The following is a 20,929-nucleotide window of genomic DNA, read 5'->3' on the forward strand; positions in this document are numbered from 1 at the left end:
CTTACTTTGGTTTTTTTCTGCTGCTTACTAGCATCCGAGGTAATTTAAATTAGGTTCACGATGAATACAGTGTGAGCTATAAGCAACAATAATCATAATAATTAAGGTACTAATAATGCAGGAGAGTAAAATAGGGATAATTTGTTGGCTAAACATATCATAATAATTCATTATGCTTACTCCGATTGGAATAAATAGCAATGTTACATTTTTGAGTAGCAAATGACAGCCGGGTTGTATCCAGTGGACAGGTATGATTTGGACGGTTAATAAGCTAAACAACACCAGCATACCGATTATACTACCTGGCAGAGAAAAAGGCAGCAAATTTGATATTAGGTTTTCTATTATTAGGCATAGATAAATGAATAAAAAAGCACGTAAATATTGCCAACTAATATAAGGATATTTTTGCAAAACAACATAATACCAGTCCTATAATAAAACATACTGATAATACAACTAGCTCACTTAATGTGCCAGGCTGCTTGTAGTCTCTAGGATTAAAAATGGCGAAAATGCGATTGTCGCCATTTTAATTTAATGTTTTTTGTAACCTATTTTACTTTCATACCGGGCTTGGCACCAGCATCTGGACTTAATAGAAAGATATCTTTATTACCAGGACCGGCGGCTAATACCATTCCTTCTGAAATGCCAAACCGCATTTTTCGTGGCGCTAAATTAGCGACCATGATCGTTAAGCGCCCTTCAAGTACTTTCGGATCAGGATAAGCCGCGCGAATACCAGAAAAAACTTGTCGGTTGCTATCACCTAAATCTAATTGGAGTTTTAGCAGCTTATCGGAGCCTTCAACTAAATCAGCTTGCTTAATTAAAGCAACTCGTAAGTCTACTTTGTCGAAGTCATCAAAACTGATGATATTTTGGAGAGAATTTTCTGGATCTTGTTGATTAGTCATCGTTTGTGCCGTTATATTTTGGCTAGATGCCGCCGCTAACATAGTAGTTATATTGTTCATTTCAATTCGCTGGAATAAGGTTTTAAATGGCGTAATTTTATGATTTAACAAAGGGTCGCTAATATCATCCCAGTTGAGTGAAATATTTAAAAAAGTTTCTGCCCGATTAGTGAGCCACGGTAATATAGGTTTTAAATAAGTCATTAGCACGCGAAATAAATTGATACCCATCGAACAGATATCATGTAAATTTTGTTCGCGATCTTCCTGTTTAGCGACTACCCAGGGTGCTTGCTCATCAATATAGCGATTGGCTAGATCGGCAAGTAACATAATTTCACGAATTGCCTTATTGTATTCACGATGACAAAATTGTTGACCAATTTTGTCTGCTGCGGCAATAAATTGCTGGTAAAGCTCAGGAGCCGCAAGTTGCGATGATAACTTACCATCAAAGCGTTTATTAATGAATCCAACATTGCGAGCCGCGAGGTTGACGACTTTATTCACGATGTCGCTATTTACCCGTTGGACAAAGTCTTCTAAGTTAAGGTCAATATCATCAATGCGGGAAGAAAGCTTAGCGGCATAATAGTAACGTAAACAATCAGCATCCAGCTGATCTAAATAGGCGCGCGCGGTAATAAAAGTGCCCCGTGATTTGGACATTTTTGCGCCATTTACAGTGATATAACCGTGAACAAAGATATTGGTAGGCTTACGATAACCACTACCCTCTAATATTGCTGGCCAAAATAGGCTATGGAAGTAAACAATGTCTTTACCGATAAAGTGGTAAAGATCGGCAGTAGAATCTTTGTGCCAATAACTATCGAAATCAATATTGGGTTGTTTGTCACATAGATTTTTAAATGTCCCCATATAACCAATAGGAGCATCTAACCAGACGTAAAAATATTTGCCATGCTCATTAGGGATTTCAAAACCAAAGTAAGGGACATCACGAGTAATATCCCATTGCTGTAAACCTGCCTCAAACCACTCTTGCATTTTATTTGCCACTTGTGGTTGCAAAGCCCCTGAGCGTGTCCAACTTTGTAGCATATGACTAAATGCGGGTAAATCAAAGAAAAAATGCTTTGTTTCACGCATTTCAGGCGTTGCACCAGAAATCACCGAGTAGGGATTGATAAGTTCTGTTGGGTTATAAGTTGCGCCACAGACCTCACAATTATCACCGTATTGATCAGCGGCTTGGCATTCTGGGCAACCCCCTTTAACAAAGCGATCGGGTAGAAACATACCTTGCTTGGGATCATAAAGTTGCGAGATAGTTTTGTTTTTGATATAGCCACTCTTTTTTAGTGTTAAATAAATTTGTTCAGATAATGTTTTATTTTCTACACTATGAGTTGAATGGTAATTATCATAACTAATGGCAAAGTCAGCAAGATCATGTTGATGTTCCTGATTTACTTTACTAATCATCTCCTCAGGCGTTATACTGAATTGCTGAGCTTTTAGCATAATTGGAGTGCCATGAGCATCATCGGCACATATAAAGTAAACCTGCTTGCCGCGCATTCGTTGATAACGAACCCAAATATCGGCCTGAATATGCTCTAAAATATGGCCAAGGTGTATTGAACCGTTAGCATAAGGTAACGCACAGGTTACCAAAAGTTTTTTCGCGACTTGAGACATAGTAAGGATCTAATTCCCATAAAAATTGAACAATAATTTGATGTTAACTGATTGAGTTTTTTTCGGCTAGGCCTGAACATGACTAATCAATCATTATTTTATCGTAATTTTGCTTGATAAGCGTCATTTTATTATCTATTTATCTTAATTAAACTGTTCTCTGGTATGATGTAGTGATTAATTGTTGATAATTTAATACTAAATAAAAGGAGCTGCGATGAATTCAGGATCCTTGAAACAAACAAAAGCAGAAAAGTTAACTCAGCAAGTTGCTGAGGTTTTAGACACATTTTCTCATCCAACACTGCAAAGTAATCTGAGTACATTAAAGGCATTATGTCATTGTGTATTACTCGATGATGTTTTACATATTGAATTAGTCATGCCCTTTGCCTGGAAAACACCGTTTAAGTTATTAATTGAGCAACTGACACCGCAATTACGAAAAATAACTGGCGCACAAACAGTAGAGTGGAAATTACGTCATAATATCAATACTTTACGTAGAGCTAATAATTTGCCTGGCATTAATGGAGTACGTAATATTATTGCTGTCAGTTCAGGTAAAGGAGGGGTTGGCAAATCAACCACAACATTGAATTTGGCGTTGGCATTAGCGCAAGAAGGAGCGAAGGTAGGTATTCTGGATGCTGATATTTATGGTCCCTCTATTCCGACTATGTTGGCAACTAAAAATCAGCGGCCCACATCACCTGATGGACATCATATGGTACCGATAATGTCTTATCATGGGCTAGCGACTAATTCAATTGGTTATTTGATTAATGATGATAATGCGATGATATGGCGTGGTCCAATGGCTAGCAAGGCTTTGATGCAAATGTTACAGGATACCGAATGGCCAGATTTAGATTATTTAGTGATTGATATGCCACCTGGAACCGGTGATATTCAATTAACCTTAGCACAGAATATACCAGTTACCGCGGTGATTGTTGTTACCACACCACAAGATATTGCTTTGCTTGATGCGATGAAAGGCATCGCGATGTTTGACAAAGTGAAAGTGCAGGTATTGGGTATTGTTGAAAATATGAGTCTACATATTTGTAGCAATTGTGGCTACGTGGAGCCTATTTTTGGTTCTGGTGGTGCAGAAATATTGGCTGAAAAATACCAGTGCCAGCTGTTAGGTAAGATCCCGTTACATATTTCTCTGCGTGAGGATTTAGATCAAGGTCAACCGACAGTAATGCGGGATCCTAATGGTGAATTCGCTGCTATTTATCGGGAAATAGCATCGACGATTTCGGCTCAAATGTATTGGGCAGGAGAGAAAATTCACACTGAAATTGCTTTCCGTGCTATTTAAACTGATTAATTCCATAACTTATTGCTTGAAAATAAATATGAAGTGATAATTATTAGGTCTTGTTATTAAAATTAGCCAGACCTAATTTTAAATGCTGGAAGATACTATAATAACCCCTTATAATTCCGGCGCTCATAATATTTAATTATATTAATTCCCATTATTTAAACTCAGGTTATTTAAAATGGCTGATCCAGCACATAAGTGCGCTATTGTCGGTATATCAGGTGCTTCAGTATCAGGTAAAAGTCTTATTGCGAAAACGCTTTATCATGAATTACGTACTCAAGTGGGTGACCACAATATTGGTCTGATCACTGAGGATTGTTACTATCGAGATCAACATGACATGCTGATGGAAGAACGAGTGAAAGTAAATTACGACCATCCCAATTCAATGGATCATGATCTGCTTTTTCATCATCTGGAATTGTTGAAGGCAGGAAAAGGCATTGATCTGCCACAATATGATTATACTCAGCATACACGTAAGCATGAAACCATGTTTTTTCAGCCTAAAAAAGTGATTATTATTGAAGGTATTTTATTATTAACTGATAAGCGCTTACGTAAGAATATGGATTTTGCCATTTATGTTGATACGCCATTGGATATTTGCTTAGTAAGAAGAATTAAACGGGATGTCAATGAACGAGGAAGAACATTAGATTCTGTTATTGAACAATATACTAAAACTGTTCGCCCAATGTTTCTTCAATTTATCGAGCCATCGAAACAATATGCAGATATTATTGTTCCTCGTAGTGGAAAAAATCGAGTGGCGATTGATATTCTAAAAGCTAAAATAGCGGAATTCTGCCAATAATTATCTATAAATAGATTAGGCATTCTCGCAAGGAGATGGAAAAATGCGACTTTGTGACCGTGATATAATTAAATGGCTTGATGAAAAGAAGTTGGTTATTGAACCACGCCCATCAATTGAACGGATCAATGGGGTAACTGTTGATGTTTGTTTAGGTAATAAATTTCGAATATTTCAGGGCTATACTGCACCTTATATCGATCTTAGTGGGCCTAAAAATGAAGTTAATGCTGCATTAGATCGGGTGATGAGTGATGAAATTACCTTAAACCAGAATGGTGCGTTTTTTTTGCATCCGGGTGAATTAGCATTGGCGGTCACTTTAGAATCAGTCACTTTGCCTGATAATGCTGTTGGTTGGCTTGATGGCCGTTCTTCTCTTGCCCGCTTGGGATTGATGGTGCATGTTACTGCTCACCGTATTGATCCCGGTTGGTGTGGTCAGATTGTGCTAGAGTTTTATAATTCAGGTAAACTACCATTGGCACTATGGCCGGGTATGGTTATTGGCTCATTAAGTTTTGAAATTTTATCCGGTTCAGCTGAGCGCCCCTATAATCGTCGTCAGGACGCAAAATATAAAAATCAACAAGGTGCGGTAGGGAGTAGAATTAGTGAAGATGATAAAAGTAATCATAAATTGTGATATTTTAAGTTAATTAATTCGGTGTTTTGCTGAAATCATGCTATAACCAAAATAATTTTATTTTCTCAGATCACGGAAAATAAGCTATCTAAAGGTGAAGTCATTAATTGTTTGTTTGAATACCATTGATGGAGACAGTGATGAAACGATTTTTGACCACATTAGCTATTCTGATGGTGGTTATTTTAGCAGGCTTAACGGCGCTAGTGTTGCTCGTTAATCCCAATGATTTTTGTCACTATTTAATTGATAAAGTTGAACAAAAAAGCGGCTATCATTTAGTTTTTCAAGGCGAAATGCGCTGGCATGTATGGCCTAGGCTAAGTATTATTACTGGGCCGATTTCACTCACCGCGCCGGGCGCGACTAAGTCGGCTATTAGTGCAGATAACATGCGGCTTGATGTCTCCTTATGGCCGTTAATTTCCCACCAACTGTCTGTTGAACAGATTGTAATCAGTAATGCAGTTTTGCGCGCTACTCTAGATAGTGAAGCAAAATTAAATCAAGATGCCTCGATTGCTCCAGAAGGCCTTAACCGTATTAGTAGGAAAAATAATAGTGATAGCAAATGGTTATTTGAGATTAATAAAATAAAACTAACTGATAGTTTGTTAATTTGGCAGTTGGATAATGATACCCAGCTAAATATGCGTAATATTATGTTGTCGCTCAGAAGGGAAGATAATCATTTTATTAGCGTTAATTTTAGTAGCAATGTAAGTAAGGATCAGCAGGATCTCAATTTTTCTTTAAAAAGTAAGTTAAATATTGCAGATTATCCGCATCAGATTGCTGGGGAAATCAATCAATTAGAATATAAAATTAGTGGTATTAATTTACCAACAGATGGCATTAGCGGCAATGCAACTTTATTGTTTGATTATTTGCATGATCAGCAACCAATATTAACCCTGTCTAATTTAGCTATTGACGTTAATGATAGTAATTTAACTGGAAATTTAGTTGCTCATTTAGGTAAATCACTAGATTATCAATTAAATATTACTTCCACAAAACTGGATTTAGATAAGATTTTAGGTTGGCAATCTTTATTACAACCTTTAACAGAGACAAAGATAACTCCTCAAGTAAGTCCTAAGCCTGTTATTGCGACGGTTGAAACCGATAGTTATGATTTAAGTTATTTAAAGCAATTTCCATTTCAGGCAACAATCTCTGCCGATAAACTTATATATCGAGGTTTAGTTGTTGATAGCTTTAAGTCTAAGATAACCAATAAAAAAGCGTTATTAAATGTTAGTCAGCTAGAAGGTCGATTATTAGGTGGAAATTTTGAATTACCTATTAGTTTAAATTATCAAAATAGTCCGGTTATCGTCGCTGCTAAACCCAAATTTAATCATGTTAGGTTAGCTCCTTTGCTGCAATCCTTTGATATGCCGACCAAACTAGATGGTTCATTGATGTTAGCAGCAAATTTATCAGGGCCTGGATATGATAAATTTGCGCGGCTAAATTTTTGGTCCGGTAGCGCTAATGTAATGTTATCCAAGGCACAGTTAACAGGATTAAATATAGCTTCACTGATCCAACACGCCTTTTCACGCCTTACTGATAAAATTGATACCCCGCAAAATCTTGACGATAATACGCAAATTGAAAATTTAACCGTTGATACAAAACTTAATAAGGGCATGCTATCGTTCTCAAATCTAGTTGCTTCTTCAGACGACGCTATGATTATCAATGGTAACGGTTGGCTAAATTTAGCGGGGAAATCAGCAGACGTGAAATTGCTGGTTAATATCAATAAAGGCTGGGATGGAAATGATAATTTTATTAATAAAATTAATCAATTGTCCATTCCTATACGTATTTATGGTAAGTGGAAAAATTTACAATATCAATTGAATATTGAAAAATTGCTGCATGATGAGTTTCAATCACAAGCTAAAAAAGCACTGGATAAGTTGTTAGACAAAGAAGTTAAATCGAAAAATTAGTTTTAGCTTAAATTTATAACAAATGATTAGTGCGTTATTTTTATGTAATATTCTGTTTAACATCATTTTTAGCTAGTTGCAGGAGGGGGGTAATCAACACTTTTTTAAGGCGGTGGCTGGTGACTTCCAACGGCTCAAAAATCCAATTTTCAATTTTGATACGTTCACCTACCACAGGCATTCGTTGTAGATGCTCCATTAATAATCCAGCAATCGTCTCATATTCACGTTTTTCATCAAGCGTAATTGACACATACAGGATCAGATCCTCTAAAGGCATAAAGCCATTAGCAACCCAACGGCTATCCTCTAATTGTTGAATATCATGACGAGAATCCACCTCTGCTTCGCTGATTGGCATATTACCGGCAATAGTTTCCATAATATCCGTCAGCGTAACAATTCCCTCGACAGAGCCAAATTCATCAACAATAAAGGCAAAATGGGTATGAGCTTTACGAAACTGCTCTAATGCCTGAAGTAGGGATAAGCCTTCAGGGAAAATTAGTGGCTGAGTAATTAAGGCATGTAAGTTAAGTTTTTGTTTTTTTAATTGTTGATTTAATATGTCGATAACGTGTATAACCCCTACCGGTTCATCGCTTATCAATTCATCCGTAACAACAAGACGGGTATGGGGTGTTTTTTCTAGCAATGTAAGTAGCTTATCGGCAGGCTTGTTGATATTAATATATTCAACGTCATGGCGCGAAGTCATTATGCTGCTAATATTACGTTGAGCGAATCCTAATAAACGAACAATCATTTGTCGTTCTTGTGGATCAAAAATACCATTATTATCAGCGATTAAATCAGAGGTGCGATGATCTAATTCAGCGCGTTCATGTTGACCATCTAAAACCCGCAATACTGCTTCTGCGGTTCTTTCCCGCAGTGATTTGCTGCCTTTTAAAAAACGGCGTCGATTAAATAATGCAAATTGGTTAAGTGATTCGATCATAATAGAGAAACCAATAGCAGCGTATAAATAGCCTTTCGGTATCAAATAACCAAATCCTTCAGCAACTAAGCTAAAACCGATCATAAGTAAGAAACTGAGACAGAGAATAACAATAGTTGGATGGGTGTTAACAAACAGGGTTAATGGTCTACTAGCGATAATCATTAAAATCATAGCAATAGTGACTGCGGCAATCATAATGCCAATATGTTCAACCATGCCTACGGCAGTAATTACCGAATCAAGTGAAAAAATAGCGTCTAATACAATAATTTGTGCTACAACAGCCCAAAACTTGGCTGTTTTGCGTTGTTTGCCAGATCGTTCATCTTTACCTTCTAACCGTTCATTAAGCTCCATAGTGGCTTTAAAAAGCAGAAACAGCCCACCGCCAAGCATTATAATATCTCGCGCACTAAATGGGTGACCCCAAATATCAATGATAGGATTGGTTAGTGAAACGAGTAAAGTGAGACTAAACAATAAGATGATGCGCATAAAAAGTGCGCAGGTTAAACCAGTTATTCTTGCTTTGTTGCGTAATTTAGCCGGTAATTTATCAGCTAAGATAGTGATAAAGACTAAATTATCAATGCCAAGCACGATTTCGAGTACGATAAGAGTAAGAAGCCCCGCCCAAATCGTAGGATCAGTGATCCATTCCATAAAATTTATTTTACCTTCTAATATGACGGCTTATGCCGACTTTTAGAATAATGGGCACTTTGAACAAAAATTTCAATATAATAACGTTTTTTTAATCGTTTTTAGCCGAAATATCCTATCCATGAAGGCATGAAATCACTATCATCAAACTATAGAGTAAGTTAATATCTCAATACGTAAAAATATATTTGCTCGTTAATTGTGGGTAATGAAGTGTCAGACAGGAGTTTTTCATGTCAAAACAACAAATTGGTTTAGTTGGTATGGCTGTTATGGGACGTAATTTAGCGCTCAATATTGAAAGTCGAGGTTACTCTGTTTCGATTTTTAATCGTTCTAAAGAAAAAACCGATGAAGTGATCGCAGAAAATCCAGGTAGAAAATTAATTCCCTGTCATACGATTAAAGAATTTGTTGATTCATTAGAAAAACCCCGTCGTATTTTATTAATGGTAAAAGCGGGTGAGGCGACAGATAAAACCATAGCTTCCTTAACACCTTATCTGGATAAAGGTGATATCCTAATCGATAGTGGTAATACTTATTTTCAGGATACTATTCGACGTAACCAAGAACTTTCAGCACAAGGGTTTAACTTTATTGGAACCGGCGTTTCTGGTGGTGAAGAAGGTGCATTAAAAGGGCCTTCTATTATGCCTGGTGGACAGAAACAGGCTTATGATTTAGTGGCACCTATCTTGCAACAAATTGCAGCTAAGGCCGATGGTGAGCCCTGTGTCAGCTATATTGGTCCCGATGGTGCAGGACATTATGTAAAAATGGTGCACAATGGTATCGAATATGGTGATATGCAGCTTATTGCTGAAGTATATTCAATACTTAAAAACGCATTAAAATTAAATAATGAAGAATTGGCGGATATTTTTACTGAATGGAATAAAGGGGAATTAAGTAGTTATTTAATCGAAATTACGTCTGATATTTTTCGTAAAAAAGAAGACCAGACCGGTAATTATTTGATTGATGTCATATTGGATGAAGCCGCTAATAAAGGAACTGGAAAATGGACCAGTCAAAGTGCTTTAGACTTGGGGGTACCTGTTTCGCTTATTACTGAATCGGTATTTGCGCGTTATCTCTCTTTTTTAAAACAGCAGCGGGTAGCAGCAGCAAACATCCTGACTGGGCCGGTTGTTAATTCATTTAAAGGTGATAAGCAGGAATTTATTGAAAAAGTTCGTCGGGCACTTTATTTAGGTAAAATTGTTTCCTATGCACAGGGTTTTCAGCAATTAAAAGCAGCATCGGATGAATATCAATGGCAGCTAAATTATGGCGAAATTGCCAGGATTTTCCGCGCTGGTTGTATTATTCGAGCGCAATTTTTGCAAAAAATGACCGATGCCTATAGCCAAAACCCATCTCTAGCAAACTTAATGTTAGCGCCTTATTTTAAGAATATTACTGATGAATATCAGCAATCATTACGGGATATCGTCTGTTTTGGTATACAAACTGGTATTCCATTACCTACGCTTACGGCAGCAATTTCTTATTATGATAGTTATCGCTCTGCTTTTTTAGCGGCAAATTTAATTCAGGCACAACGTGATTATTTTGGCTCTCATACTTATAAGCGGATTGATAAAGAGGGTATCTTTCATACTGAATGGTTAGAGAAATAGGTCTAGCTGAACTGATATAAAATCATATTGAATGGTCTTTATCATTAACGATAAAGACCATCTTTATTGGCTTTGGGTTAGCACAAATGGACATATTGATTTGCTGCTGTTTTTTGACTTCAATTTTATATCTATCCAAAAATAAATAGATTTACACATTATATTGTAATATAAAATATATTATTTTTTATAAAGTAATTATGATTTTCAAATAAATCTATTGTTTTTTTAATAAAACAAATAAACTTATTTGTTATTTAATAAAATTAACCATAAATAATTATGATTAATTTGCTATATTATGAAAATCACTAAGACTGAAAAAATAGAAATAGTTTATCCCAGTGAATTAATGAATAAAATTTATTGTGATTTTTGTAATACATATCAAAGTCTTAACATATGAAAATAACTTATTCTTACAATTAAAGAGATCAAAATTAAAAGAATAAATTGGATAATTTAATAAACTTATAAATTAATATTTATTATTAAGCTCGATAAAAATAAATATAGATTACTAATCTATAAATTTATATAATAAGTAGTTGTATGATTTGTTAGCGTGATTTTATAAGTTATTAATTATTTTTTGTGTAGATATATTTCACCAATTGGATAATACAATATGGATAAATTGACCCCATTCAAACCTTTACCAACCATAATTGCTATTACAATCACTCTCATCATCTGGTTTATTATTCCTACTCCTACTCCTACTCCTACTCCTACTCCTACTCCTACTCCTACTCCTACTCCTACTCCTACTCCTACTCCTACTCCTACTCCTACTCCTACTCCTACTCCTACTCCTACTCCTACTCCTACTCCTACTCCTACTCCTACTCCTACTCCTACTCCTACTCCTACTCCTACTCCTACTCCTACTCCTACTCCTACTCCTACTCCTACTCCTACTCCTACTCCTACTTCTACTCCTGCTGCTGTTGAGGTAAATGCTTGGCAATTATTTGCGCTTTTTATTGGGACTATAATAACTATCATAGGTAAAGCCTTACCAATAGGTGCAATCTCCATTATCGCAATTGCTTTAATTGCTATTACGGGAGTAATTAATCCTAATAATCCGACGGAAGCTATTAATAATGCATTGAGCGGTTTTTCAAATCAACTTATTTGGTTGATAGGAGTTTCAATAATGATTTCTATTAGTCTAAATAAGACCGGCTTAGGTGCCCGTATTGGTTATTATTTTATTTCTTTATTTGGCAAAAAGACCTTAGGCATCGCTTATTCATTGGCGATTGCAGAGACAATATTAGCACCAGTTACACCAAGCAATACTGCACGGGGTGGTGGTATTATTCATCCTATAATGCGCTCCATTGCAAAGAGCTTCGGCTCTGATCCAGAATCAGGTAGCTCACACAAAATTGGCCGTTACCTGTCATTGATTAATTTTAATATCAACCCAATTACATCTGCAATGTTTATTACGGCAACTGCACCTAATCCATTGATTGTCAGTTTGATTATGGGAAATACCACCCCTCAATTTGAGATAAGTTCGGGAATGTGGGCAATAGCCGCTTTTATACCAGGTATTATTTCGTTATTGATTATGCCATTAATTATCTATTGGATTTATCCACCTGAAATTAGAGTAATACCAGATGCACCAAATTTCGCGAAACAAAAATTACACAAGTTAGGGCCTATTTCAGCAGCAGAAAAAATTACTTTAGCAGTATTTGCCATGCTTCTGCTGATGTGGGCTGGTGTGCCTGCGCTTATTTTTGGCATCGCTTTTACTATTAACCCTACCGCTGCGGCATTTATCGGTCTTTCCGTTTTACTTTGTACCGGTGTATTAGCTTGGGATGATATTTTGAAAACCAAGGGGGCATGGGATACAATTACTTGGTTTGCTGCATTGGTCATGATGGCATCTTTCCTAAGTAAGCTTGGGTTGACTAATTGGTTTTCTCAAACAGTTGGAAACGCTATTGATCATCTGGGGATCGGCTAGATTGGTGGCATGTTGTTACTTGTTTTAATATATGTCTATTCTCATTACTTTTTTGCCAGCACCACAGCCCATATTATGGCAATGTTTGCAGCATTTTTTACTGCTGGATTAGCATTGGGCGGCGCCACCTATTTTGTTTGGTCTGATCCTGGCTTTCTCTTCATCATTAATGATGTCGTTAACCCATTATGCTACAGGTACTGCGCCGATTATTTTTAGTTCTGGTTATACAACTTTAGCTGAATGGTGGAAAATGGGTTTTATATTAAGTGTAGTTAATCTTTTAATTTGGTTAGTCATTGGTGGTTTATGGTGGAAGTTATTGGGCTATTGGTAAGTTATAATTAACATATCTAAATTGCTGGACTAATTTGTAAGTTAAATAGGGTTTAACATTTAATAAATACAATCTTGCTGTAAAAGTACCACTAAAATATTCTAGCTATTACATTCGCTTTATTTAAAAATAAGTGAGGAAATATGCAATTATGTAGGTTAGGTTCAACTGGATTTGTTATCCCACCACTTGTTTTGGTGGTAACGTATTTGGTTGGACTATCAATGAAAAAGAGAGTTTTGCCATTTTAGATGCGCTCTATGATAACTGTTTAGTTGCAATTGATACGGCAGATGTTTATTCAAGTTGGGCAGCAGGTAATCGTGGTGGAGAATCTGAAACTATTCATTGGAAATTGGCTAACTAAACATTCTATTGCCCGAGATAAATTAATTATTTTTACCAAAGTGGGCGCAGATTTAGGTTCGTCAGGTAAGCGTGGGCTCTCTGCTCGCTGGATTATAAACCCGGTTGAGGACTCATTACGGCGTTTACAAACAGATTATATTGATCTCTATTTTCTCATTGGCCTGACATCAATACACCTTATGAAGAGACGTTAAACGCTTATAAGAAGCTTTTAACAACAGGCAAAATTCGTGCTATAGGGGCGGCCTCAAATTTGGATGCAGGACAGTTGAAAACAGCGTTAGATGTGGCGAATAGTCACAATTTACCGCGATACCAGGTATTACAACCGTAATATAATATTTACGATCGCGCTGCTTTTGATGATAAGTTGAGGAAACTCTGTATCAAAGAAAATATTGGGGTTGTCACTTACTATAGTTTGGCATCTGGTTTTTTAACCGGAAAATATCGTCGTCAAAACGATTTAAATAGTAGCCCTAGAAAAAGTGATATCGATAAATATCTTAATCAAAGAGGTGAAAGAATTCTCAAGGCATTGCAGGTAGTTGCTAATGCTCATCAAGCTACATTAGGAGAAGTTGCCCTTGCATGGTTAATGGCTTTCAATGGGATCATCGCCCCGATTGCTAGTGCAACTACTGCTGCTCAGGCTGAAAGTTTTGTTAACGCTATTAATTTAACCTTAACCAAAGCGCAATTCGAATATATAGATTATGAAAGTAAATTAAATTGAAAATATTTTCTATATCTATTAATTGAAAATTTAGCTATAAAAATGGATGATTGTCTATCATCAAATGACGATTATCCAATTTGACGGTTTATGCTATTTTTTATTTATATAAAACTTTAATAACAAAATAATAGAGATAATTTAATAGCCATTGAATATATTTTTTCTTATTAAACATATGTTTAGCTGCATATCGATATTGGTTTGACGTTGATGCCGCTATAAGAGGAGTTGTTTTCCAAGGAGATTTTTCTTTTATTGTAATAAACAGATCTGTACTGGGATATTCAGACCAGTTATTCCATGGCTTGGTTGGGCCAATATAATGAATGAATTTTACATTATCAATTGTAGGGAATAATATTCTATTTTTTAATTCATAATTGATACTAAATTGGGTATTAAATTTTTTCTCTAAAAATAAAACTTGATTTACCAGAGATATATTTAATGCATCCTGATCATAAAATATAAATTTTGCTTTTGTCTTATCATCAAGTAATACATTTATCGTTTTCTCAGTTACTTTATTTTTATACCACTTATCGGTATCGATTAGCATAACGCCTGAGTTAAAGTAGCCATTAGCTATTGCTGGTGTTGCTAGCATTTCAGCCCGCTTTCTCCATAGGTATTGGTCTCGGTCAGCGACAGCCGCAATAATATGATGGCTTAAATTGATGGTGAATAATTCTGATATATCACCCGAACAAATAATGTCTGAATCTAAATATAAAATTTTATTTATTTTTTGGTGAAAATAATTTGCAATGATAAAGCGAAAATAGATTGCATGAGACCACAATTTATTGGTTGGTAATTTTTTTAGCTGCAGAGTGTCGATAAGTAATATTGTTATTTTTGTATTATATATTTTTGTTAGTTTATCATATTTTTTCAGTTCACCTGTAGAAATCATATCAATGAAGATATAAAGGTGGAAGGTATAATCTTTATTAAAATGTAGAATCGAACAGATAGAGATCGCAGTACCAAGAGCGAAATTCATATCTGCTCCGTAAGCAATATGAAACTGGCAATTTTTTATCCTAGCAGATGAAAATTCATAGCTTGTTAGTATCATCTCCTTACTATTGAAATACATTAAGTTTCCTTTTGGCAAAGCTGGCATTAATTTTATAGTAAATTGTTATTGATTCTAGCGTTAGTGGAAAGAAAAAACCATTGCTATAACCATTATACTTTATAAAAATTGATTAATAATCATTATATTTTTTAGAAATGAGATGTTTTAAAATGGTTTCTGATCTGTTGCTAAGCAGTTTTTTCTTATGTCAAATTAAGTAATTATTTGAAAATATAAGATGAATTAGTTTTTGTTTTGATTTTTATGATAGGTAAATATCATAATGGGCAAATATAGTAATTAAATTAATATTATTTTTATATAATATATTTAAGTGATTAAATTAATTAATTATTTTTCACACAAAGTAAATAATAATTTATATTAAATTTCAACATAAAAAATTATTTTGTGTTTTTTTGGCAATTATTATACTTATATTACAATAAATACTAGAATAAATGATATTATTCTGCTGATAAAATAGGTAGTAAAATAAAATTGATTAGTTATAATTTAGTTAACATATTATGAAATATAGAGTTTTGGTGGCGTTAATGAGTAAATCTTGCCCTATTTTTATTGTTTCATTAAAAAAGAATACAGATAGAAGAAGAAAAATTAGTAAAGCTTTGTCGTCACAAGCTTTACCTTTCACGATAGTTGGTGCCATCGAAGGTGCTAAGTTAACTCAGGGTGACATGCCTTGGTTTGAATCCGCTAATTCAGGTAAGTTTGATGTGAAAGCAAGCGGAATGAATGAAATTACTTGTAGTTTGAGCCATCAATCAATTTATCAACATATTGTAAAAAATGATATCGAATGTACATTGATCCTAAAGGAAGACGTTATCATTGATACAAAATTATCCACTCTAATCAAAGCGTTGTAACAGGGTAAAAGTGATTTATTAAAAAAAGATTATGTTTATTTGCTAGGTGGTCAAGAAGGGCTGAGTTCTAGAAAACGAATTTCGTTAAGTTTTTTTAATAAAATAACCATCGCTAATGTGACCTTTCGTCTATTAACTTATAGTCCGGATAAAATTTTTCGTGCCTGTTGTTACTTAATTCATCGCAACACCTGTAAAAGAATAATCGCTGAATTTGAAAGACAATTTTTTGTTGCTGATTCGTGGGGCCTGTTATACAGAAAACAGGCAATTAAAGGATATTATTTAGCCGAAATTATTAAGCATCCCATTGTTTTCGTTGAAAATAGCAATTTGGAGGCTGATAGAAAAAAGTATGTTATTAAAGAAAAAAGAAGAACTCGAGGCAATCTTGAGTTTGCTTTAGCTTATATTTTGCTACAAATAAGGCGTATTTTACGTTGTTTAATTTTTTGGCAAAAATAGGGGTTATGTCGTTTTGAGAGATTGCCATCTAATATTGTTTTTGCACGGATTAATCATTATGATTAATCCGCTAAATGCTATCACGCTAGAATTTTCTTAAGGGATGAATTAACTCTGTCAAAATAGCTATCTTCATAAAAATCTGAGATGGAATTTTTTATGCTAACCTGTGGGGGTAAGGTTTTATTATCAACAATATTCTGCAATATATTAACGAAACACGGTAGATCATTAATAGGAAATAATTCTCCATTAATATCGTTTTTAATAATATCTTCCGGCCCATCTGGGCAATCTGAACTTATTGCATAAATACCATAGGATATGGCTTCAAGAAGAACCATACCAAGGCCTCAATGCTGGACGTTAGTAGTAAAGCCGAAACTGTTTTTATGTTATTGCGTATATAAACCCATGGTTCAGGCTGTCAGCCACACCAGTTATTTTTTTTTCAATATTTAGTTTTTTAGCTAGCTGTTTTAATTGATTGATCTCGTGCTCTTCGCCACTACCAACAATATTGAGTTGCCAATCACCGCTGATATTCGCCAAGCTAGTAAATAGAAACGCCAGTTGTTTTTGCCCCGTAAAAAATATTCGCCCTAAATAGAGAAAAACAGTTTTGTCCTTAGGTCGCTGGATAACAATGTTCTGTTTTTTATTGGATTAGAATAAGGTAAAAATATTATTTTCATCGACGCCGAGAGCAACTAATTTCCTCGCTATACCTGAGCTTATCGCGTAATAGTAATCTGCTTTTAAAAGATATTTTTTTTATAACTTCCATTAATGGAAAAGTGTGGCCAGGAAATTAGTGGTATTTGTCTGGCTAAGATAAGTTTTCTACTGATATTTGAGTTGTAACAGGCAATCGAATCCAAGACGATAATTGCGTTAATTTTTTGCTCGCTAAGTAGTTGTCGCAGCTGCAAAGCATAATGAATACGCCGCCGCTTGCCATTTTTAATATTGGAATATAATCGATTATATTTTATGTTATCTAACCAAGCATCATTTGGTTGCGTTTGTTTATCATTAAAAAAAACACAAAACTGACAGTTATATCTGGTCGCCGTTGTTTTAATAACAAAATAAATTCACGACAAATGGTTTCCATACCACCAAAACTACTAATATTGTAGCTGGTTATTAATATTTTGCTTGGCATCGTCTGCTAATCTCATCAAGTTTTTAATTAAAATAATATCTGTCAATCTTATCTATTTTAAATAAATACTATGTCATTAATAAAATAGTTAAAATAGTGGTTATGGCGCATTTTTATCAAAATATTCTGGTTATTTCAGAGAAATATTTAAAAAATAATTGAACAATAACTTAATTTAAAAGTTACAAAAAGATCATTGGTTTGTTAATTCATAAAATAGAGTACATATTTTAAACATATACTCTACTTTTCTACTTATAAGCTAAAAACTTGAACCTAATTTTTTTAAAAATAATATTTCTTCAGGAGTAGAATTTCTATTAAGAATTCCATTTCTGTGTGGATAGCAGCCAAAATGATCAATAATTTCTTTATGCCGTATTTCAAATTCAAGTGTTATTTTATCATTTAATACAGTAAAAAGAGGAACTGCTTGTTGATGAATGAAAGGTAATTCTGAATGCATAAATGGTATTAAAATTAATTTACGTTCTTTTATTGGTAAGTGTGTATAATCTGGTTGTTTAATTGCTTCTTGAGCTAACATAAGCGCCATATTATCTTGTGAAAAAGCTTTTTCTGTATCACGCCAAATATTACGAGAAAACTGATCAAGCCCGATAATTTCAGCTAATTTACCTTTTATTGAACAACGCCAATAAGCAAGTTCACCACGACTCGCTTTTTCAGTAGTTAGTTTAAATCTATCCCGGATGATAAAGTCAAATTGTGGTTTTTTTCTAACCATTGTTTATTGGTAGATTCCTTAAACCAGAAATCTAAAACTTCTTGCCATTCATTATGCATTATATTTATCTCTTTAGGTTAGCAATTTTCCCGCTGTAAACCATCTATAATTCTGAATAGTAAAATGAAGATGAAAATATAATATAGCTACTTTATAAGAAAAATTCTGTTAAATGAAGTAAATTATTTTATAAATTTTCTTGATATGTGATGATAATGTAATCTTATATCATGCCATTAGTATGAGCAAAATGAATAACGTTATTTTTTTAAATTATAATTATTATTTTTAATATATCAAAAGTGGCAGTTTTTGATAAAGGATTTACTATTTTATTTTTTATTAAATATTCAATGGTGTCATTTCTATTTTAATTAAAATAAAGCAATATTCTAGAAATAAAAAATAAGCCACTAAAATAAAGTGGCTTTATTCATATATTAAATTAATTATTTTTATTACTTAGGCATTTTTGCATAAATTCTTACCGTTTACCTTGTTTAAATTTCATTTTTCCTGCTTCTTCACTACACTTCTTCATTCTTTCATTTTGCTTGTTTTTTTATTGCTAAGGCAGGATTTCATAAAGGATTTTCTTTCTTCACCCTTTAATGATTTTTCATGTGCTTTAGAATTACAACTCCCCATTTTACGTTGTTGTACTGACATATCTTTTTCTGTCATTTTTTCGGCAGATAAAACAGGGTTTAGTAATAACACGCTGATTAATATAATAAATAATATTTTCAATTTCATAGTAGAACTCCGAATTTACAAGATATCAATACAACAATAGCAGTAAATTATGATTTGTTGAGAAAATAGTCATCAAAGAATAATATTCTCTATAAAATAATTTCTGCTATTTTAGTGAACTAAACTACCTTGCTTCTTTTGTTGTATAAGCTGGAGTACTGGCATATATAGTCGTTATGTATATTGAATTTAGCTATTTATAAATTCAATTGATTGAGTCAATCGTTTTTTCAGTTCCTGGAATTCCTGCTTTATTGATTCAGCTATATAGAGTGATTTTTCTTGCGTTAGAATCTCGCATTCTAGCTCTAATTGTTCAATATTGGTATTTTCATTAATGTTGAGAAAATTATCATAAAATTTATTAACTTCTTTTAATGCTATAAGTAAAGCATTGTCTTTAGGAATTTCTGTAACAAAAGAATGCATACAAAGAATTAGCGCCTTTCGCGCATTTGCTATCGCAAAAATCGTATCTTCTGGTAAATTCTCTGCTTTTAATTTATCTACTATGGAATAATATTCAGTATGATATTTATCTGCTGGAGGGGCAACTTTATTATGAGCTAATTCATAGGCAAAATTATATAGACAACAATACTAAACTTGATTTATATCGTTGTCGGTTATGTTTTGCCGTTGTTGCTCATTTAATGATAATCGACATAAAGGTGAGTTCAAAAATTGATGATTATTTTTAAATATTTCTTCGGAAAGGCCAAAACTTTCTCAGTCAGTATCAGCATATTTTATGGCGACCATACCAAATTTTATTTTTAATATTTGTAACTCTGCTATAAAATTTTCATTGTTATTTTCACTTGATTCCAAATGTCTATCATGCAATTTTTTAATTTCATTAATTAATCCTATAATTTCATTGTTAAATTCTATTTTTTGTTTCAATGATATATTCGTAGAGTCATTAATTTTTATTAAATTCTAATAATTTATTATTGTAATTGTCGATATTATATTCTTTATTATTTAATTGCTCAGATGGAAATGCTGAAACAGAAGTTAATAGTGATATAAGCATATTAATTTTTATCAAGAATATAAATTAACTAAATGGAAAATTTTGCTGATTGCCAGATTATTTTTTTGAGGTTGTATTTTTATTTTTTAAAGATATTTGCTCAAGTGATGAGCAGATTATTTTTTTATCAGCGACTTTAAGATTATGCAGCTGGATTTTATTTATATATGAACAGATCTGATTTTTTATTTGGCCGTTGTTTTTTAATTCTTTCGCAATTAATTGTATGATGTCATCAGTCAATTTGCTAATTTTTAAACGAATAACTGCTAAATCATCATGTTGAACTATCTTTTCTGGCATGGCTAGCCAGTCTGCCTTATAGCGATATTGAATAGCTTTAGCGGCATTTATTTGGGATATCATAAAAGGCTTTATTGACTTTTTATCCAGGCCTAAAATTTCTGCTTTATTAATAGAGTTTAAAATAACTTTATTTTCTTGTGTGCGATCTTCAACTGACAATTGTTTTTCAAATTTATACTTAGCTATATATTTCATGTAAGAAAGGCGTTGCTCAATAAGATCTGCAATTTTTTGGTATTGATGAGCAGTAGCTGTAAATGAGATGAAAAAAAGCGTAGATAAAGAGTACTTCAATATAACTGCACAGGGTTTATGGCGCTTAAGCTTATTAATCATAATACATCTGGATGCTATATTGTGAAAATAACTCAAATGTATCAATAAATTAAATAATATTCA

The 20,929-nt window shown here is 33.7% G+C and carries 19 protein-coding genes and 3 pseudogenes; 9 read left to right on the top strand and 13 right to left on the bottom strand.

Translation table 11 applies throughout. From position 1 onward, the window contains the following. Positions 1 to 27 precede the first annotated feature (27 nt). Together ARADI_RS01960 and metG are read right to left on the bottom strand one after the other, a co-directional pair. On the bottom strand, positions 28 to 417 hold the full coding sequence (locus tag ARADI_RS01960) for a CidA/LrgA family protein (protein ID WP_119710958.1): 390 nt from the start codon (positions 415 to 417) through the stop codon (positions 28 to 30). A 140-nt stretch (positions 418 to 557) separates the two neighbouring features. Beyond that, on the bottom strand, positions 558 to 2,588 hold the full coding sequence (metG, locus tag ARADI_RS01965; protein ID WP_119710959.1) for a methionine--tRNA ligase: 2,031 nt from the start codon (positions 2,586 to 2,588) through the stop codon (positions 558 to 560). A 217-nt stretch (positions 2,589 to 2,805) separates the two neighbouring features. Here metG and apbC point away from each other — a divergent pair, with 217 nt between their 5' ends. The 4 genes from apbC (at position 2,806) to asmA (ending at position 7,360) form a co-directional block, all read left to right on the top strand. Further along, positions 2,806 to 3,921, top strand: a complete 1,116-nt coding sequence (gene apbC / locus ARADI_RS01970; protein WP_119710960.1) for an iron-sulfur cluster carrier protein ApbC — start codon at positions 2,806 to 2,808, stop codon at positions 3,919 to 3,921. Between the two features lie 184 nt (positions 3,922 to 4,105). After that, positions 4,106 to 4,747: a uridine kinase gene (gene udk, locus ARADI_RS01975; RefSeq protein WP_119710961.1), complete on the top strand. Its 642-nt coding sequence runs from the start codon at positions 4,106 to 4,108 to the stop codon at positions 4,745 to 4,747. Positions 4,748 to 4,790: 43 nt separating this feature from the next. Then, positions 4,791 to 5,393, top strand: coding sequence for a dCTP deaminase (gene dcd / locus ARADI_RS01980; RefSeq protein ID WP_119710962.1), 603 nt, complete (start codon positions 4,791 to 4,793; stop codon positions 5,391 to 5,393). Between the two features lie 140 nt (positions 5,394 to 5,533). Beyond that, the gene (asmA, locus tag ARADI_RS01985) at positions 5,534 to 7,360 is read left to right on the top strand and encodes an outer membrane assembly protein AsmA (RefSeq protein WP_182853029.1); all 1,827 of its coding nucleotides are present in this window, start codon (positions 5,534 to 5,536) and stop codon (positions 7,358 to 7,360) included. A gap of 40 nt (positions 7,361 to 7,400) precedes the next feature. Here asmA and ARADI_RS01990 read toward each other — a convergent pair whose 3' ends face one another. Next, on the bottom strand, positions 7,401 to 8,987 hold the full coding sequence (locus ARADI_RS01990) for a TerC family protein (protein WP_119710964.1): 1,587 nt from the start codon (positions 8,985 to 8,987) through the stop codon (positions 7,401 to 7,403). Positions 8,988 to 9,220: 233 nt separating this feature from the next. On the opposite strand from ARADI_RS01990, the gene gnd reads away from it, so the two are divergent. Then, the gene (gene gnd, locus ARADI_RS01995) at positions 9,221 to 10,633 is read left to right on the top strand and encodes an NADP-dependent phosphogluconate dehydrogenase (protein WP_119710965.1); all 1,413 of its coding nucleotides are present in this window, start codon (positions 9,221 to 9,223) and stop codon (positions 10,631 to 10,633) included. 585 nt (positions 10,634 to 11,218) lie between these two features. Here gnd and ARADI_RS17100 read toward each other — a convergent pair. After that, positions 11,219 to 11,674, bottom strand: coding sequence for a hypothetical protein (locus tag ARADI_RS17100; RefSeq protein ID WP_238149261.1), 456 nt, complete (start codon positions 11,672 to 11,674; stop codon positions 11,219 to 11,221). On the opposite strand from ARADI_RS17100, the pseudogene ARADI_RS02000 reads away from it, so the two are divergent. Continuing rightward, positions 11,574 to 12,963: pseudogene (locus ARADI_RS02000) on the top strand (DASS family sodium-coupled anion symporter); the annotation flags it as partial. The gene ARADI_RS17100 and the pseudogene ARADI_RS02000 sit on opposite strands and share 101 nt — an antisense overlap. Before the next feature lie 143 nt (positions 12,964 to 13,106). Next, positions 13,107 to 14,068, top strand: a pseudogene (locus ARADI_RS02005) (aldo/keto reductase). 100 nt (positions 14,069 to 14,168) lie between these two features. Here ARADI_RS02005 and ARADI_RS02010 read toward each other — a convergent pair. Next, on the bottom strand, positions 14,169 to 15,200 hold the full coding sequence (locus ARADI_RS02010; RefSeq protein ID WP_119710966.1) for a glycosyltransferase: 1,032 nt from the start codon (positions 15,198 to 15,200) through the stop codon (positions 14,169 to 14,171). A gap of 512 nt (positions 15,201 to 15,712) precedes the next feature. On the opposite strand from ARADI_RS02010, the gene ARADI_RS02015 reads away from it, so the two are divergent. Together ARADI_RS02015 and ARADI_RS02020 are read left to right on the top strand one after the other, a co-directional pair. Next, positions 15,713 to 16,048 carry a glycosyltransferase family 25 protein gene (locus ARADI_RS02015; RefSeq protein ID WP_182853030.1) on the top strand — a complete coding sequence of 112 codons (336 nt, stop codon included), beginning with the start codon at positions 15,713 to 15,715 and terminating at the stop codon, positions 16,046 to 16,048. 39 nt (positions 16,049 to 16,087) lie between these two features. Beyond that, positions 16,088 to 16,513 (top strand): hypothetical protein, encoded by a 426-nt coding sequence (locus tag ARADI_RS02020; RefSeq protein ID WP_119710968.1) that lies wholly within the window; start codon positions 16,088 to 16,090, stop codon positions 16,511 to 16,513. 80 nt (positions 16,514 to 16,593) lie between these two features. On the opposite strand, the gene ARADI_RS02025 is transcribed toward ARADI_RS02020, so the two are convergent. The 8 genes and pseudogenes from ARADI_RS02025 to ARADI_RS02060 all read right to left on the bottom strand — a co-directional run bounded on the left by ARADI_RS02025 (position 16,594) and on the right by ARADI_RS02060 (position 20,866). Next, a complete protein-coding gene (locus tag ARADI_RS02025) occupies positions 16,594 to 16,857 on the bottom strand; it encodes a hypothetical protein (RefSeq protein ID WP_119710969.1) in 264 nt (87 codons plus the stop codon). A 46-nt stretch (positions 16,858 to 16,903) separates the two neighbouring features. Next, a complete protein-coding gene (locus ARADI_RS20495) occupies positions 16,904 to 17,161 on the bottom strand; it encodes a glycosyltransferase (RefSeq protein WP_369406969.1) in 258 nt (85 codons plus the stop codon). Positions 17,162 to 17,513: 352 nt separating this feature from the next. Then, the gene (locus ARADI_RS02035; protein ID WP_182853032.1) at positions 17,514 to 17,681 is read right to left on the bottom strand and encodes a hypothetical protein; all 168 of its coding nucleotides are present in this window, start codon (positions 17,679 to 17,681) and stop codon (positions 17,514 to 17,516) included. A 262-nt stretch (positions 17,682 to 17,943) separates the two neighbouring features. Beyond that, positions 17,944 to 18,488, bottom strand: a pseudogene (locus tag ARADI_RS02040) (DUF924 family protein). Between the two features lie 478 nt (positions 18,489 to 18,966). Then, on the bottom strand, positions 18,967 to 19,185 hold the full coding sequence (locus tag ARADI_RS02045; RefSeq protein ID WP_238149076.1) for a PsiF family protein: 219 nt from the start codon (positions 19,183 to 19,185) through the stop codon (positions 18,967 to 18,969). A gap of 189 nt (positions 19,186 to 19,374) precedes the next feature. Continuing rightward, positions 19,375 to 19,614: a hypothetical protein gene (locus tag ARADI_RS02050; protein ID WP_119710970.1), complete on the bottom strand. Its 240-nt coding sequence runs from the start codon at positions 19,612 to 19,614 to the stop codon at positions 19,375 to 19,377. 300 nt (positions 19,615 to 19,914) lie between these two features. Further along, a complete protein-coding gene (locus tag ARADI_RS02055; protein ID WP_182853033.1) occupies positions 19,915 to 20,091 on the bottom strand; it encodes a hypothetical protein in 177 nt (58 codons plus the stop codon). A 190-nt stretch (positions 20,092 to 20,281) separates the two neighbouring features. Then, complete coding sequence (locus ARADI_RS02060) at positions 20,282 to 20,866, bottom strand: chorismate mutase (RefSeq protein ID WP_119710971.1); 585 nt, start codon at positions 20,864 to 20,866, stop codon at positions 20,282 to 20,284. Positions 20,867 to 20,929: the final 63 nt, after the last annotated feature.

It is taken from the genome of Arsenophonus endosymbiont of Aleurodicus floccissimus (assembly GCF_900343025.1).
In the GTDB taxonomy this organism is placed as follows: domain Bacteria; phylum Pseudomonadota; class Gammaproteobacteria; order Enterobacterales; family Enterobacteriaceae; genus Arsenophonus.